At 72.7% G+C, this 14,113-nt stretch carries 9 protein-coding genes; 5 read left to right on the plus strand and 4 right to left on the minus strand.

The annotated features are described in order from the left end of the window. Window positions 1-632: 632 nt before the first annotated feature. Window positions 633-4,052 (minus strand): transglycosylase domain-containing protein, encoded by a 3,420-nt coding sequence (locus amrb99_RS53210; protein ID WP_190857598.1) that lies wholly within the window; start codon window positions 4,050-4,052, stop codon window positions 633-635. Between the two features lie 397 nt (window positions 4,053-4,449). Continuing rightward, window positions 4,450-4,827, minus strand: a complete 378-nt coding sequence (locus amrb99_RS18995) for a DUF5318 family protein (protein ID WP_190857873.1) — start codon at window positions 4,825-4,827, stop codon at window positions 4,450-4,452. 190 nt (window positions 4,828-5,017) lie between these two features. Between amrb99_RS18995 and amrb99_RS19000 the strand changes: the two genes are divergently transcribed. The 4 genes from amrb99_RS19000 to amrb99_RS19015 all read left to right on the plus strand — a co-directional run bounded on the left by amrb99_RS19000 (window position 5,018) and on the right by amrb99_RS19015 (window position 10,254). After that, window positions 5,018-5,638, plus strand: a complete 621-nt coding sequence (locus amrb99_RS19000; protein WP_151545906.1) for a PadR family transcriptional regulator — start codon at window positions 5,018-5,020, stop codon at window positions 5,636-5,638. A 112-nt stretch (window positions 5,639-5,750) separates the two neighbouring features. Continuing rightward, window positions 5,751-6,830 carry an inositol-3-phosphate synthase gene (locus amrb99_RS19005; protein ID WP_190857600.1) on the plus strand — a complete coding sequence of 360 codons (1,080 nt, stop codon included), beginning with the start codon at window positions 5,751-5,753 and terminating at the stop codon, window positions 6,828-6,830. 236 nt (window positions 6,831-7,066) lie between these two features. Continuing rightward, a complete protein-coding gene (locus amrb99_RS19010; protein WP_190857602.1) occupies window positions 7,067-8,836 on the plus strand; it encodes an ABC transporter substrate-binding protein in 1,770 nt (589 codons plus the stop codon). A 95-nt stretch (window positions 8,837-8,931) separates the two neighbouring features. Continuing rightward, window positions 8,932-10,254 (plus strand): MFS transporter, encoded by a 1,323-nt coding sequence (locus amrb99_RS19015; protein ID WP_190857604.1) that lies wholly within the window; start codon window positions 8,932-8,934, stop codon window positions 10,252-10,254. A 64-nt stretch (window positions 10,255-10,318) separates the two neighbouring features. Here amrb99_RS19015 and amrb99_RS19020 read toward each other — a convergent pair whose 3' ends face one another. Continuing rightward, a complete protein-coding gene (locus amrb99_RS19020; protein ID WP_190857606.1) occupies window positions 10,319-11,632 on the minus strand; it encodes an adenosylmethionine--8-amino-7-oxononanoate transaminase in 1,314 nt (437 codons plus the stop codon). Next, window positions 11,629-13,140: a CCA tRNA nucleotidyltransferase gene (locus amrb99_RS19025; protein WP_190857608.1), complete on the minus strand. Its 1,512-nt coding sequence runs from the start codon at window positions 13,138-13,140 to the stop codon at window positions 11,629-11,631. The genes amrb99_RS19020 and amrb99_RS19025 overlap by 4 nt, the downstream gene beginning before the upstream one ends. A 340-nt stretch (window positions 13,141-13,480) precedes the next feature. On the opposite strand from amrb99_RS19025, the gene amrb99_RS19030 reads away from it, so the two are divergent. Next, window positions 13,481-14,062: a YbaK/EbsC family protein gene (locus amrb99_RS19030; RefSeq protein WP_190857609.1), complete on the plus strand. Its 582-nt coding sequence runs from the start codon at window positions 13,481-13,483 to the stop codon at window positions 14,060-14,062. Window positions 14,063-14,113 lie beyond the last annotated feature (51 nt).

The raw sequence follows: 14,113 nt of genomic DNA on the forward strand, positions 1-14,113 counted from the left end.
CCCCGGGCCGCGGCGCGGCCCTCCCGGGCGTCGGCGCGCCCATCTGCGAGCCGCGCGGCGCCCCCTGGGCTCCGCGCGGCGGCATGCCCTGACCCCCGCGCGGCCCGCCCTGGGACATGCCCGGGGCGCCGGGGCGGGGGGAGCCCCTCCTCGGAGGGGGGCCCTCTCCATATTCGGGTCCGTAACGGCTTGGGTTGCTCACGCGACCTCATCAACTGGGGTACGGCTTTGCGTCGTCCGAGCGTACTGCTCACCCGGAGGCGTGGGGGGCGGGGGAGGAACGACGCCCTCCCCCGTCCCGGACGAACGCACTGGAACGTGCCCGACAAGTCCGGGATGTCCGGACCGCTGGCGGACGGGGCCGGCACGGCGGGACGACCTGCCCCGCCATGGCCCGGCCTGCCCCGGCGGATCGGGGTGCGCGACGTCCGCCACCGCGCCGCACGGCGTTCCGCGGACATGGCTCATGTCACACCCCGATCCGTCGAGGGGGGCTCTGGTCGCGGCCGGGGCGGGCCGGGTCCCGTCTCCCTGCGGACGGGTCCCGGCCGTCGGCCATGAATACGTGCGCGGACGCCCCCGCCGGTTCATCTCCGGCCGGTTCGCTCGTGCCCGGTTCGGTCGCCGCCGGTTCATTCGGGCGGCCTCGTGAGCGGCAGCAGCGGTGCCACCGCCGCGCTGTTCGGCTGGTTGCCGCCGCCCCGCTGCTTGCGGCACGCGGGGTCGCCCCGGTGGATCGTGCACCACCACTTCGGCGGCGGGTTGCTCGGCGGCTTGTTCGGGTCGCAGTCGGTCTGGAACGGCGACTGGCACGGCTGCCCGTTCCCCTGGCCTCCGCCACCGCCGCCGTCGCCCTTGCAGCGCGGGTCGTACTTGCCGATCGGGCTGTTGCACCACGGCGGCCGGTCGTCGTGCTTCTTCTTCTTGGGCGGCAGCTTCGCCCACTTCTGCACGATGCCGCCCCAGACCGGGTTCGGGAACGGCTCGATGTCCATGCCCCGGGTCGCCTGCGCCATGTAGGACCGCCAGATCCGCGCCGGGATCGTCCCGCCCTCGACCTCGCCGATCTGCGGCAGCACCACCGACTGCTTGCGGTGGTCCGGCCCGAGCTTGTCGTTGTACATCGTCACCGCGGTCGACACCTGCGGGACGAACCCGATGAACCACGACGACACGTTCCGGTCGGTGGTCCCCGTCTTGCCCGCGGCGGGACGGCCGTCCGGCAGCGCCGCCGCCGTCGCCGTACCGCTCTTGATGACCTGCTGCAGCGCGTACGTCGCGTCCGCCGCGACCTTCGGGTCGAACACCCGCCGGGACCTGACCTTCGGCTTCAGCCGCGGCGTCCGGTTGTCGCTCTGCTTGACGATCCGGATCACGTGCGGCTCGTGGTACACGCCGCCGTTGGCGAACGCCTGGTAGCCCGCCGCCTGCTCGACCGGCCGGATGTCGTTGACGCCCAGCGCCAGGTTCAGCTGGTGCTTGTAGCCCTCCAGCATGGTCGACGCGACCCCGGCGTCCTCCGCCGTCTCGATCGTCTCCGGAACGCCCACCTTCGCGATGAGCTGGATGAACGCGGTGTTCACCGACTCCTTCAACGCCGTGACGAGGTCGACGGCCGGCGCCACGTCATGGCTGTTCGGCACCACGACCGCGCCCGGCGTCCCCTTCGGGACGACGTTGCCGGTGGAGGGATCGATCGGGGTGTCCGACTTGCCCTCGACCATGCTCTTCAGGCTGTAGTTCTGCTTCAGCGCCGTCGCCAGCACGTACGGCTTCATCGCCGACCCCGCCTGCGCCGACCCGCTCCACACGTTGTCGAACGCCTGCTGCAGGTAGTCGGGCCCGCCGTAGAACGCCACGACCTCACCGTTCGCGGTGTTCACCGACACCAGCCCGACCCGGATGCCCTTCTTCGCGAGCTTCTTCGGGTTCACCTGGGTGACGGTGTGCTCGGCGGCCTGCTTGGCCATCGCCATCCGCTTGCGGTCGAACGTCGTGTAGACCCGCAGGCCCTTGGTCGTCAGCTCCTGCTGGTCGATGCCCTGCCGGCGCAGCTCCTCCTTGGCGCGCATCAGCATGTAGCCGCGCTGGCCGCCGTACAGCTGGTCGCCGGTGCCCGCGCCCTTCACCTTCGGCACGTGCTGCATGTACCTGTCGGCGTCGGCCTTCGACATCTTCCCCATCGAGACCATGCCCTTGAGCGTGTACTGGTACCGGCTCGTCACGTACGCCTTGTTGGCCTTGTCGGCGGGGTCCCGGTTCGCGTCCTGGATCATGCCGCCGAGCAGCGCCGCCTGGTCCGGCTTGAGCTGCCACACGTTGACGCCGAAGTACTCGCGGGACGCGGCCTGGATGCCGTAGGTGTCGCGGCCGAAGTAGATCGTGTTCAGGTACAGCTTGAGGATCTCGTCCTTGGAGCGGCTCTTGTCGAGCTTCACCGCGATGAACAGCTCCTTGAACTTCCGGCTCATCGTCCGGTTGTTCGGGTCGGAGTAGTAGTTCTTCGCGAGCTGCTGCGTGATCGTCGAGCCGCCGCCGTGGCCGCCGGTCAGGTTCACCCAGACCGCGCGCCCCGTGCCCTTGATCGAGAACCCGGGGTCGGTGCGGAAGCTGCGGTTCTCCGCCGCCAGCACCGCGTCCTGCACGAAGGGCGGCACCTGCTTGAGCTCGACGCTCTGCCGCTTCTTGCCGATCCGGCCGATCTCGGAGCCGTCGGTGTAGTAGAAGATCGACGCCTGGTCCTCGACGCCCGCGACGGTCGGCTCCGCGGGAGTCGGCGTGTTCGCGTACGCCACCCCGATCATGGTGACGACGCCGGCGACGCCGAGCAGGAAGACCCCGGTCACGAGCTTCCACGACGGCAGGAACCGCCGCCAGCCGGTGCTGCGCGACCGCAGATGGTCGACGAAGCTCTTCTTCGCGGCCCGCCGCCCGGGACCACCTGGACCACCGGGCCTGCCCGGTCCACCGGGTCCACCCGGACCGCCGGGTCCGCCCGGTCCTCCCGGTCCTCCCGGGCCGCCGGGTCCACCGGGGGTGCCGCCGCTGCGGAACTTGGCGAGGACGCCGGTGACGGCGCCGAGCGCCGCGGTGACGCCCGCGCTCACACCCGCGCCGGCACCGGAACCGCCCGCGGCGCCCGCACCACCGGCGCCGCCGGGTGCGCCGAAACCGGCGGGCATCCCGGGCGAGTTGAATCCGGCCGGCCCGCCGGGACCGCCCTGCGTCCCCGGACCACCGGGACCCGCCGGACCGCCCGGCCGTCCCGGACCACCGGGACCCATCGGACCGCCCGGGCCGCCGGGACCACCGGGGGAGCCCATCGGACTGCCCATCGGGCCGTTCGGGATGCCAGGCCCTGCGGGGCCGTTCGGCTGCGGTGTGCCGGGCGCGGATCCGGGACCGGACGGGCCAGGATGCGGCGAGACCGCGGCGCCGTGGAGGTCGGGCATGGTGAAAGGCCCGGGATCGCCGCCCGGCGGGGGACCCGCGTTGGCAGGGGGAGCGCTGAGCGGGTCGGGGGAACCTGCGCCGCCGGACGGGCCGGGAGCGCCGGGCCCGGACGGGGCGGGAGCGCTCAGCGGGCCCCGGCCGAGGGGATCCCCGACGGGACCGGCGGACGGGCCGGGCGCGGGCGCAGCGGACCCGAAGGCCGGGCCCTGCCCGAGCGGGTCACCGCCGTAGTCGTTCGGGGTGCCGCCTCGGTCCGCGGCGGCCCCGCCGCCCTGGCCACCGCCTGCGGCGGCACCGCCCATGGAGGAGGAGCCGAGCGGGTCGTCCGGCAGGAAGGCGGCGCCCGGCTGCGGGCTCATCGGCGCGCCCGGCTGCGGGCTCATCGGCGCGGGCGGCCCGGAGGGGCTCGCCGGGCCGGGAGGCGGCGGCGCGGGGGCGGCGGGCGGCTGGAGTCCGGACGTGCCGGCGTTCGGCGTGCGCTCGGCGTCGAAGTTCTGCGGCGCGGGCTCGGCCGCGCCCGGACCCGATGGAGCGGGCGGGCCGGACGGCGGGGGGCCGAAGACGGCGGTCGCGTCGAGTCTGATCCCCGCGGGGTCCACGGGCGGCGGCGGGGAGCCGAGCGGCCCGGGGCTCTGGCCGGGCGAGGCCGGCGGAGGCGGGGGCGTCGGTCCGCCGGCGTCGGCGTCACCGGCACGGCGCCGGGCGTCCGGAACCTCCGGTTCGCCGGTTCGGCCGAGACGGGGGATCTGGTGCCCGCCCGGCCCTGGCGACCCGGACTCCGGTCGGGGCTGGCTTGGATTACTCACGCGACCTCATCAACAGGGGACGACGACGGGCGGCGGGCCGTGCGCACCGAAGGGGGCTCCGGTGCCGCGGCGGCTCGTGCGCCGTCCGAAGAGTACTGTGCGGGCTGGTGAGCGGGGGGAGCACGGTGCAGGGGCGGAGACCGTTCCTGCTGGTCGGACGCCCTCTCCTCGGCTGATCCTCCTTAGCTGGTCACCGCTCGGGGCGCTGCTCCCCGCGGCCGAGGACGTAGGACACGGTCAGGTGGTTCCAGGCGCAACTTTGGCATACTTCCACCACATACACCCTGAATTCGCCGTATTCGCGGTCCATCTCGGCGAGCTCCGCGGTCGCCTTCACCCGTCCGGCGTAGCGGCCCAGCTCGTCTCCGTACACGTACGTGACGTGGGTGAGATGCACCCGCCCGCACACCGGGCAGGGGGTCTGCGTGGGCTCGCCGTGGTAGCGGGCCGCGCGCAGCAGGTAGGGGTGCGCGTCGCACGCGTCGTCCCTCGCGAGCGCCCCGGTCCGCAGGTCCGCGAGCGCCGCGCGCTTGGCCAGCCCGTAGTCGACGACGAGCCGGCGTCTCATGGGCGGCTGCGACCCCGGCATACGAGCAGGGTAAGCCGCGCGCGCCGGACCCGGTAGATCACCGCGAACCCCCTGTTTTCGGCGCGCGGCTTGCCAGGATGCGGTGCGGTACGTATCTTGGCGATGTATCGAGCCGATACATTCACTCGATACATCGAACGGAGACATCGACTCTGCGGAGGGACTCGCGATGGCGGGCAAGAAGGGCGCGGGCGTGCTGGAGCTCGCCGTGCTCGGCCTGCTCCACGAGTCCCCGATGCACGGGTACGAGCTGCGCAAGCGGCTCAACACCCTGCTCGGCATGTTCCGCGCATTCTCGTACGGGACCCTCTATCCGTGCCTCAAGCAGCTCCTCGCCAACGGGCTGATCGTCGAGGACCGGCCGGAGGAGCCGAACGCGACGCTCGCGCTGCAGAGCCGCCGCTCGAAGATCGTTTACAAGCTCACCGCCGACGGCAAGGAGCGGCTCCAGAACCTCCTGACCGAGGCCGGTCCGGCGTCGTGGGAGGACGAGGGGTTCGGCGTGCACTTCGCCTTCTTCTCGCACACCCGCGCCGACGTCCGGCTGCGGATCCTCGAAGGCCGGCGCAGCCGGCTCGAGGAACGCCTGGAAGCCGTCCGCGCCGCCCTCGGCCGGACCCGGGAACGGGTCGACTCCTACACCCTGGAGCTGCAGAACCACGGGCTGGAGTCGGTCGAGCGCGAGGTCCGCTGGCTCAACGAGCTGATCGGGCGCGAGCGGGCCGAGCAGGAACAGCAAGCCAGATCTTTCGAAAGCAACAAGGACATGCCTCGGGACAAGGGCCGCTGAGGAGCGGCCCCACCTGGGACGGGTGAACTCCACCTCAGGTCCCGCCAGTGGTGGCGTTCGCCCTCCGGGGCGGGCGAGGATCGCAACCGCAAGAGAGTTAAGGAGCAATCGGATGGGTTCCGTGCGCGTAGCCATCGTGGGTGTGGGCAACTGCGCCTCTTCGCTCGTCCAGGGTGTCGAGTTCTACAAGGACGCGAGCCCCGAGACGCGGGTCCCCGGCCTCATGCACGTCCAGTTCGGCGACTACCACGTCGGCGACGTCGAGTTCGTCGCCGCGTTCGACGTGGACGCCAAGAAGGTCGGGATGGACCTGTCCGAGGCCATCCACGCCAGCGAGAACAACACCATCAAGTTCGCGGACGTCCCGCCGACCGGCGTCACCGTCCAGCGCGGCCACACCTTCGACGGCCTCGGCGAGTACTACCTCGACATCATCGAGGAGTCGGACGCCGAGCCGGTCGACGTCGTGCAGGCGCTGAAGGACGCGCAGGTCGACGTGCTGGTGTCGTACCTGCCGGTGGGCTCGGAGGAGGCCGACCGCTTCTACGCCCAGTGCGCCATCGACGCCAAGGTCGCGTTCGTGAACGCGCTGCCGGTGTTCATCGCCTCCGACCCCGAGTGGGCCGCCAAGTTCACCGAGGCGGGCGTGCCGATCGTCGGCGACGACATCAAGTCGCAGGTCGGCGCCACCATCACGCACCGCGTCATGGCCAAGCTCTTCGAGGACCGCGGGGTCGAGCTGCTGCGCACCTACCAGCTCAACTTCGGCGGCAACATGGACTTCATGAACATGCTGGAGCGCAAGCGGCTCCAGTCCAAGAAGATCTCCAAGACGCAGTCGGTCACCTCGCAGATCCCGCACGAGATGGCGAAGGCCGACGTGCACATCGGCCCGTCCGACCACGTGCCGTGGCTGGACGACCGCAAGTGGGCGTACGTCCGCCTGGAGGGCAAGTCCTTCGGCGACACGCCGCTGAACCTGGAGTACAAGCTGGAGGTCTGGGACTCCCCGAACTCCGCCGGCGTCATCATCGACGCGGTCCGCGCCGCGAAGATCGCCAAGGACCGCGGCATCGGCGGCCCGATCCTGTCCGCCAGCTCCTACTTCATGAAGTCGCCGCCGGAGCAGTACAACGACGACCAGGCCCGCCAGGCCGTCGAGAAGTTCATCGCCGGCGAGGTCGAGCGCTGAGCGGCTCTTGCCGGGTGTCCGGGGGTCTTCGCCCCGGGCCGGGCACCCTCCTCGCAGGCTGAGAGTCTCGTCACAAAGCTCTCCAAGGACGCCCTGACAGTGGACATCCCGCTGTCAGGGCGTCCTTACTTCTCTACATAAAACGGTGATGTAGCGGCTCTTTGTCACGCTCTGGCCCTACTGTGACACCGCCGGTTATCGCACACCAGCTGCCGAGTGCCGGACTGGAGGACGACATGGCGCGCGAGGTGATCAAGGTGACGGCGGGCATCGCCGGGCTCGCGGTCGGGCTGGCCGCGTGCGGCGGCGGTGGCGACGGCGCGTCCGCCGACGGCCCGCCCCGCGACGGCCGCACGCTCCGGATCGTCGGCTCGTCCGACGTCGAGCACCTGGACACCGCCTCGGTCGCGAGCGTCGGCGGGTACGGGCTCGTCCGCACGTTCGCCCGGACGCTGTTCGCCACCCGCGCGTCCAACGACTTCGCCGAGACCCTCGCCGTCCAGGCGGACGCCGCGGCCCGGCTGCCCAGCCGGGAGAACGGCGACATCAGCAAGGACGGGCGCACCTACACGATCCGGCTGCGCGACGGCGTCATGTGGGGCTCCTCGCCGCCGCGGCCGGTGACCGCGCAGGACTTCGTCCGCGGGTTCCAGCGGCTGTGCAACCCGGCGTCCCCGTCCGCCGGGAAGGGCTACTACATCTCGACGATCAAGGGGATGGACGGGTTCTGCCGCGGCTTCGGCGGCGTGAACGCCAAGGACGCGCGGGCGATCGCCGCCTACCAGCGCGCCCACCCGATCGAGGGGGTCCGCGCGAAGGACGACCGGACGCTCGTGTTCCGGCTGAAGCGCCCGGCCAGCGACTTCCTCAACCTGCTGTCGCTGCCGTTCACCGCGGCGGCGCCGCGCGAGTACGACGCTTACGTGCCCGACAGTCCCGACCTGCGGCAGCACATGATCTCGGACGGCCCGTACCGGCTCGAGGAGTACCGTCCGGGGATCTCCTACCTGCTGACGCGTAACCCGGCCTGGCGGCAGGACGCCGACCCGATCCGCGAGCGGCACGTGGCGCGGATCCAGATCACCCTTGGCCAGGACTCGCCGGAGACGGTCCAGCAGCAGATCGAGCAGGGCGCCGCCGATCTCGCGTGGGACCAGCCCGTCCCGACGTCGGCGATCCCGCGGCTGCGCGACGACCCGCGCTTCGCCATCCGGGAGACCCCGAACAACAGCCCCTACCTGGTGTTCAACCTGCGCAGCCCGAACAACGGCGGCGCGCTCGGCGACCGGGCGGTCCGGCAGGCGCTGGAGTACGCGGTCGACCGCAGCGCCCTCATCAAGATCGTCGGCGGGCCGTCGGTGGCGCAGCCGCTGCACACCGTGATCCCGCCGGGCAACTCGGGCTACGCCGCCTCGAACCCGTACCCGACGCCGAACGAGTCGGGCGACCCGGGCAAGTGCCGCCAGCTCCTGGCGAAGACGAACCATCGGAAGATCACGCTGAAGTTCCCGTACCGCACCAACAGCGTCCACAAGCTCATCGCCCAGTCCATCGCCGAGAACCTGTCCGCGTGCGGCGTCGACACCCGCCTCACCCCGGACACCGGCGGCTCGTTCTACTCCAGCACCATCGCGACGCCCGCGCGCGCCCGCGAGGGCCAGTGGGACATCGCCGCGCCCGGCTGGACGCCCGACTGGTACGGCAACAACGGCCGCTCGATCATCCAGCCGCTGTTCGACGGGCGCGGCTACGGGCAGAACTCCACCGACTACGGCGGCTACAACAACCCGCAGGTCAACGCGCTGATCGACAGCGCGCTCACGGCGGCGGACGCCGGGCACGCGGCCGGCTACTGGCAGCAGGCCGACCAGCTGATCATGGCGGACGCGGCGATCGTCCCGCTCCTCGACCGCGCCCACACGATCTTCCGGTCGGAGCGCGTCCACGGGGCCCTCTTCGTCCCCACGGCCGCCGGCTACGACTACACGAGGCTGTGGCTGTCCTAGCGGCGGGGCCGTGGTCGTCCCGGCGGCGGGGCCGTCGACCGGGCGGCGCGGGTCGCGGGGGCCGCTGAGGTCGCCGCCCCGGGTACTTTGATCAGGTGAAAGCGGGTGAGCTGGGCGCGATCGTGCGGGGGCGGGACTTCCGCCGCCTGTACGCGACGCGGCTGACGTCCCAGCTCACCGACGGCGTCTTCCAGGTCGCGCTGGCCGGCTACGTGTTCTTCTCGCCCGAGCGGCAGGCGACGGCGGGGAAGGCGGCGGCCGCGTTCGCGGTGACGCTGCTGCCGTACTCGGCGCTCGGCCCGTTCGCCGGGGTGTTCATCGACCGGTGGCAGCGGCGGCAGATCCTGGTGTGGACGCCGGTCCTGCGGGCGACGGTCGTGCTGCTCGTCGCGGCGCTCGTCGCGACCGGGCGGGACGGCGTCGGCTTCTTCCTGGCCGTGCTGGTGGTGCTGGGCGTCAACCGGTTCTTCCTGTCGGCGCTGTCGGCGGCGCTCCCGCACGTGGTGCGGCGCGAGCACCTGGTGACGGCGAACGCGTTCTCGGTGACGAGCGGGACGGTGATCGCGTTCGTCGGGGGCGGCGCCGGCTACCTGCTGCGCACCCTGTTCGGCGGCGGTGAGCGGGGGACGGCGCTGATCCTGGCGTCGGCCGCGCTGATGTACCTGGCCGCCGGGGCGATCGCGACGCTGCTGCCGCGCGGGCTGCTCGGCCCGTACCCGGCGGAGGCGGAGGCGCTGGCGGGCCGCGGTCCCGGGCGGGACGCGCCGGGGGTGCGGGACGCGTTCGGCGCGGTGCTGTCCGGGCTGGCGGACGGGGCGCGGCACATCGCGGGCCGGCGGCCGGCGGCGCTGGCGCTCGGCGCGATCTCGTTCCACCGGTTCGTGTACGGGATCATCCTGATGATGACGCTGCTGCTGTGCCGCGGCCACTTCGCCGACGACGCCGACGAGGGCCTGGCGACGCTGGCGCTGATGCTGGGCGTGTCCGGCGCGGGGTACTTCGCGGCGGCGATCGTGACGCCGCCGGTGGTGCGGCGGATCAGCAAGCAGGCGTGGATCGCGCTGCAGCTGGCCGCCGCGTCGGCCGGGATGCTGCTGCTCGGCCTGCCGTTCTCCCAGGCGGCGTGGACGGCGGGCGCGTTCGGGCTCGGTGTGGTGTCGCAGGGCGTGAAGCTGTGCGTCGACACGACGCTGCAGGAGACGATCGACGACGCGTACCGGGGCCGGGTGTTCTCGGTGTACGACATGCTGTTCAACACGACGTTCGCGGCGGCCGCCGCGCTCGCGGCGACCTGGCTGCCGCCGGACGGCGTCGCGTCGATGACCCTGGTCGCGGTGGTCGCCGCGTACGCGGCGGGCGCGGCGCTGTTCTGGACGGCGTCGGTCCGCGGCCCGAAACCCCTCCCGGCGCGGGACTAGCGCCTCCCCCGTCCCGCGGTGCGGGACCATCGCCTCCAGCCCTCGCCCCGGGCCGCGAGAGCGGTCAGAGGGACTCGGCGATCGCGTAGAGCGCGGAGCCGATGTGCCCGACCTCGTCCTCGGTGCACACGTACGGCGGCATCGCGTAGACCAGCTTCCCGAACGGGCGGAGCCAGACGCCGTGGGCCGTCGCGATCTCCTGGACGGCGGCCATGTCGACGGGCTCGCGGGCCTCGACCACGCCGATCGCGCCGAGGACGCGGACGTCGGCGACCCCGGGCAGTTCCTCGGCGCCGGAGAGCTCGCTGGTGAGGACGGCCTCGATGGTGTCGACCTCGTCCCGCCAGTCGCGGGACAGCAGCAGGTCGATGGACGCGGACGCGACGGCGGCGGCGAGCGGGTTGGCCATGAACGTCGGCCCGTGCATGAGCGCGCCCGCTTCGCCCGAGGTGATGCCGTGCGCGACGCGGTCGGTGCACAGCGTCGCGGCCATCGTCATGTACCCGCCGGTCAGGGCCTTGCCGACGGACATGATGTCGGGGACGACCTCGGCGTGGTCGCAGCCCCACAGCTCGCCGGTCCGGCCGAACCCGGTGGCGATCTCGTCCAGGACGAGCAGGAGGCCGTGCTCGTCGGCGATCTCGCGGAGCGCGCGCAGGTACTCGGGGGCGTAGAAGCGCATGCCGCCGGCGCCCTGGACGATCGGCTCGGCGATGATCCCGGCGAGCTCGTGGGCGTGCTCGGCGGCGAGCTTCGCGACCTCGTCGATGTACGCCTGGTCGGGGTCGGCGGTGTAGCCGAGCGGCGGCACGGGCGCGAACACCTGCCGCGCGAGGACGTCGCTGAACAGGTGGTGCATGCCGTTCACGGGGTCGCAGACGGCCATGTCGCCGAAGGTGTCGCCGTGGTAGCCGCCGCGGACGGTCAGCAGCCGGTGCCGTTCCGGGCGGCCCTGCGACCGCCAGTACTGCATCGCCATCTTGATCGCGACCTCGACGGCGACGGAGCCGGAGTCGGCGAAGAACACCTTCGTGAGCGGCTCGGGCGTCAGCTCGACGAGCCGCTCGGCGAGCCGCACGGCGGGCGGGTGGGTGAGCCCGCCGAACATCACGTGCGCCATCTTGCCGAGCTGCCCGGTGACGGCGGCGTTCAGCCTCGGGTGGTTGTAGCCGTGGATCGCGGCCCACCACGACGACATCCCGTCGATCAGCTCGGTGCCGTCGGCGAGGGTGAGCCGGACGCCGTCCGCGGACACGACGGGCAGGGCGGGCGCCGTCGCGGGCATCGGCGCGTACGGGTGCCAGATGTGGTCGCGGTCGAACGCGAGCATCCGCTCGGTCTCGGCGGGGCTCATCCGGCCCAGCTGAAGGGGGATCATTCCTCCCCCTCCGCCGCCCCGGGGGACGCTCCGGCGGGCGGTTCGGGCTTGATCCCCTCGTCGGCGGCCCAGCGGCGCAGCTCCCGCTCGGCGGCCTCCTTGCCGACCATCCCCTGGTCGAGGCGCAGGTCGAGGAGGAACTTGTAGGCCCGGCCGACGAGCGGCCCCGGCCTGATGCCGAGGATCGCCTGGATCTCGTTGCCGTCGAGCTCCGGGCGGATCGCGGCGAGCTCCTCCTCCTCGGCGAGCCGCTCGATCCGCGCCTCCAGGTCGTCGTAGGTGCGGCGGAGCCGGTCGGCCTTGCGCTTGTTGCGGGTGGTGCAGTCGGCGCGGGTCAGCTTGTGCAGCCGGGCGAGCAGGGGACCGGCGTCGCGGACGTACCGGCGGACGGCCGAGTCCGTCCACTCGCCGGTGCCGTAGCCGTGGAACCGCAGGTGCAGCTCGACCAGGCGCGACACGTCGGCGATGACGTCCTTCGGGTAGCGCAGCGCGGTCAGCCGCTTGCGGGTCATCTTCGCGCCGACGACCTCGTGGTGGTGGAACGACACCCGGCCGCCGGCCTCGAACCGGCGGGTCCGCGGCTTGCCGATGTCGTGCAGCAGCGCCGCGAGCCGCAGGATGAGGTCGGGCCCCTCCTGCTCCTGCGCGATCGCCTGCTCCAGCACGATCAGCGAGTGCTCGTAGACGTCCTTGTGCCGGTGGTGCTCGTCGATCTCCAGCCGCAGCTTCGGCAGCTCCGGCAGCACGTGCGCGGCGAGGCCCGTGTCGACCAGCAGCGCCAGGCCCTCCCGCGGGTACCGGCCGCAGATCAGCTTGGACAGCTCGTCGCGCACCCGCTCGGCGGAGACGATCTCGATGCGCCCGGACATGTCCTTCATCGCCTGGACGACGTCGGGCGCGACGGTGAACCCGAGCTGCGCGGCGAACCGGGCGGCCCGCATCATCCGCAGCGGGTCGTCGCTGAACGAGTCCTCCGGCCTCCCCGGCGTCCGCAGCACCTTGCGCTGAAGGTCGGCGAGCCCGCCGAACGGGTCGACGAACTCGTACCCGGGCAGCCGCGCCGCCATCGCGTTCACCGCGAAGTCGCGGCGGCGCAGGTCCTCGACGAGGGACGTCCCGTACGACACCTCCGGCTTGCGGGACTTCGGGTCGTAGGACTCGCTGCGGTAGGTGGTGATCTCCAGCTCGTGGCCGTCCTTGCGGAGGCCGACCGTGCCGAACTCGATGCCGATCGTCCAGACCGCGTCCGCCCAGCCGTCGATGATCTCCAGGATCCGCTGCGGCGGCGCGTCGGTGGTCAGGTCGACGTCCTTGGACGGGCGGCGCAGCAGCGCGTCCCGGACCGGCCCGCCGACCAGCGCCAGCTCGTGCCCGGCGGCGGCGAACCGCGCGCCGAGCTCGTCGGCGACCGGCGCTATCCGGCGCAGCAGCTCCGCGATCGCGGTCCTGCGCCGCGCCGTGGCGCTGGGGTTCTCGTTGTCGTCGGGCACCTGGTCGAGCACGGCCATCGAGCGTATTTCCTTGGTGAGCGGGCTGACAAAGGACTTTCGGCGGGTCCGGGCCCTTCACGCGGCGTCGGCCCCGGGTCACGTTCTGGGCACCCCGATGCCGCCGGCGCGACCGCCGGTGAGCCTCCCGTACGCACCACGGTAGCGGGATCCCCAGGCTGTACGGTCCGCCGCACCTGCGGCTCAGGCGCATCGGAAGCCTTCACCTGCCGTTCGGCGGGTGTTGATCCGAGTACCTCGGGTATGTGGGGACACTCCCCGCAGAGTGCGACCTACGGGGGCACAGGGAGACCGGCACGGGGATGTGCGGGACGTTCCCCCCGCAGGACGGAGCCAGATCATGAAGGACGCGCTCACCCTCCACCGCGCGCTGCTCGAGCGGGAGGCCGTGCACGAGATCGTGCGCCTGCCCATCGGCATCGCGCACGCCGACGAGCTGCCCAAGGCGCTCGGCCTGCCGGCGGACCGGTGCCTGGTGACGCGCGTCTTCGCCTGCGACGACCCCGGCCCCGACGACGCGCGTCCGGGCCGGCGCTTCCTCACCGGGGTGATCGTCCGGGCGGGGGACCGGCCGCCCGCCGAGGCGGTCCGCCGCGCCATGGGCGCCCGGCGGGTCGGCCCGGCCCGCGCCGACCTGGTCAACGCCGTCACCGAGTACGCGGCCGGGCTGGTCTGCCCGCTGCTGCTCCCGGAGTCGATGCCGCTGCTGATCGACCAGCGGCTGGTGGACGGCCCGCCCGGTCCCGGCGTCGTCTACACCCCGACCGGCGAGCCGTCCACGGCGCTCGGCATCCGCCGCCCCGACCTCGCCGCGTTGTGCCAGGCCAAGCCGGTCGACCTGGACGCCGTGGCGGGCGTCCCGGCGCACGCGGCGCGGCGCGGCGGGCCGAACACGCCCGGACGGCGCCATCCGGTGGGCTGATCCGCCTCGGAAGTCCGCCGCCCGGCCGGTCCCGACTACCATCGGGGCCGT

Source organism: Actinomadura sp. RB99 (genome assembly GCF_014706005.1).
Lineage (GTDB): Bacteria > Actinomycetota > Actinomycetes > Streptosporangiales > Streptosporangiaceae > Spirillospora.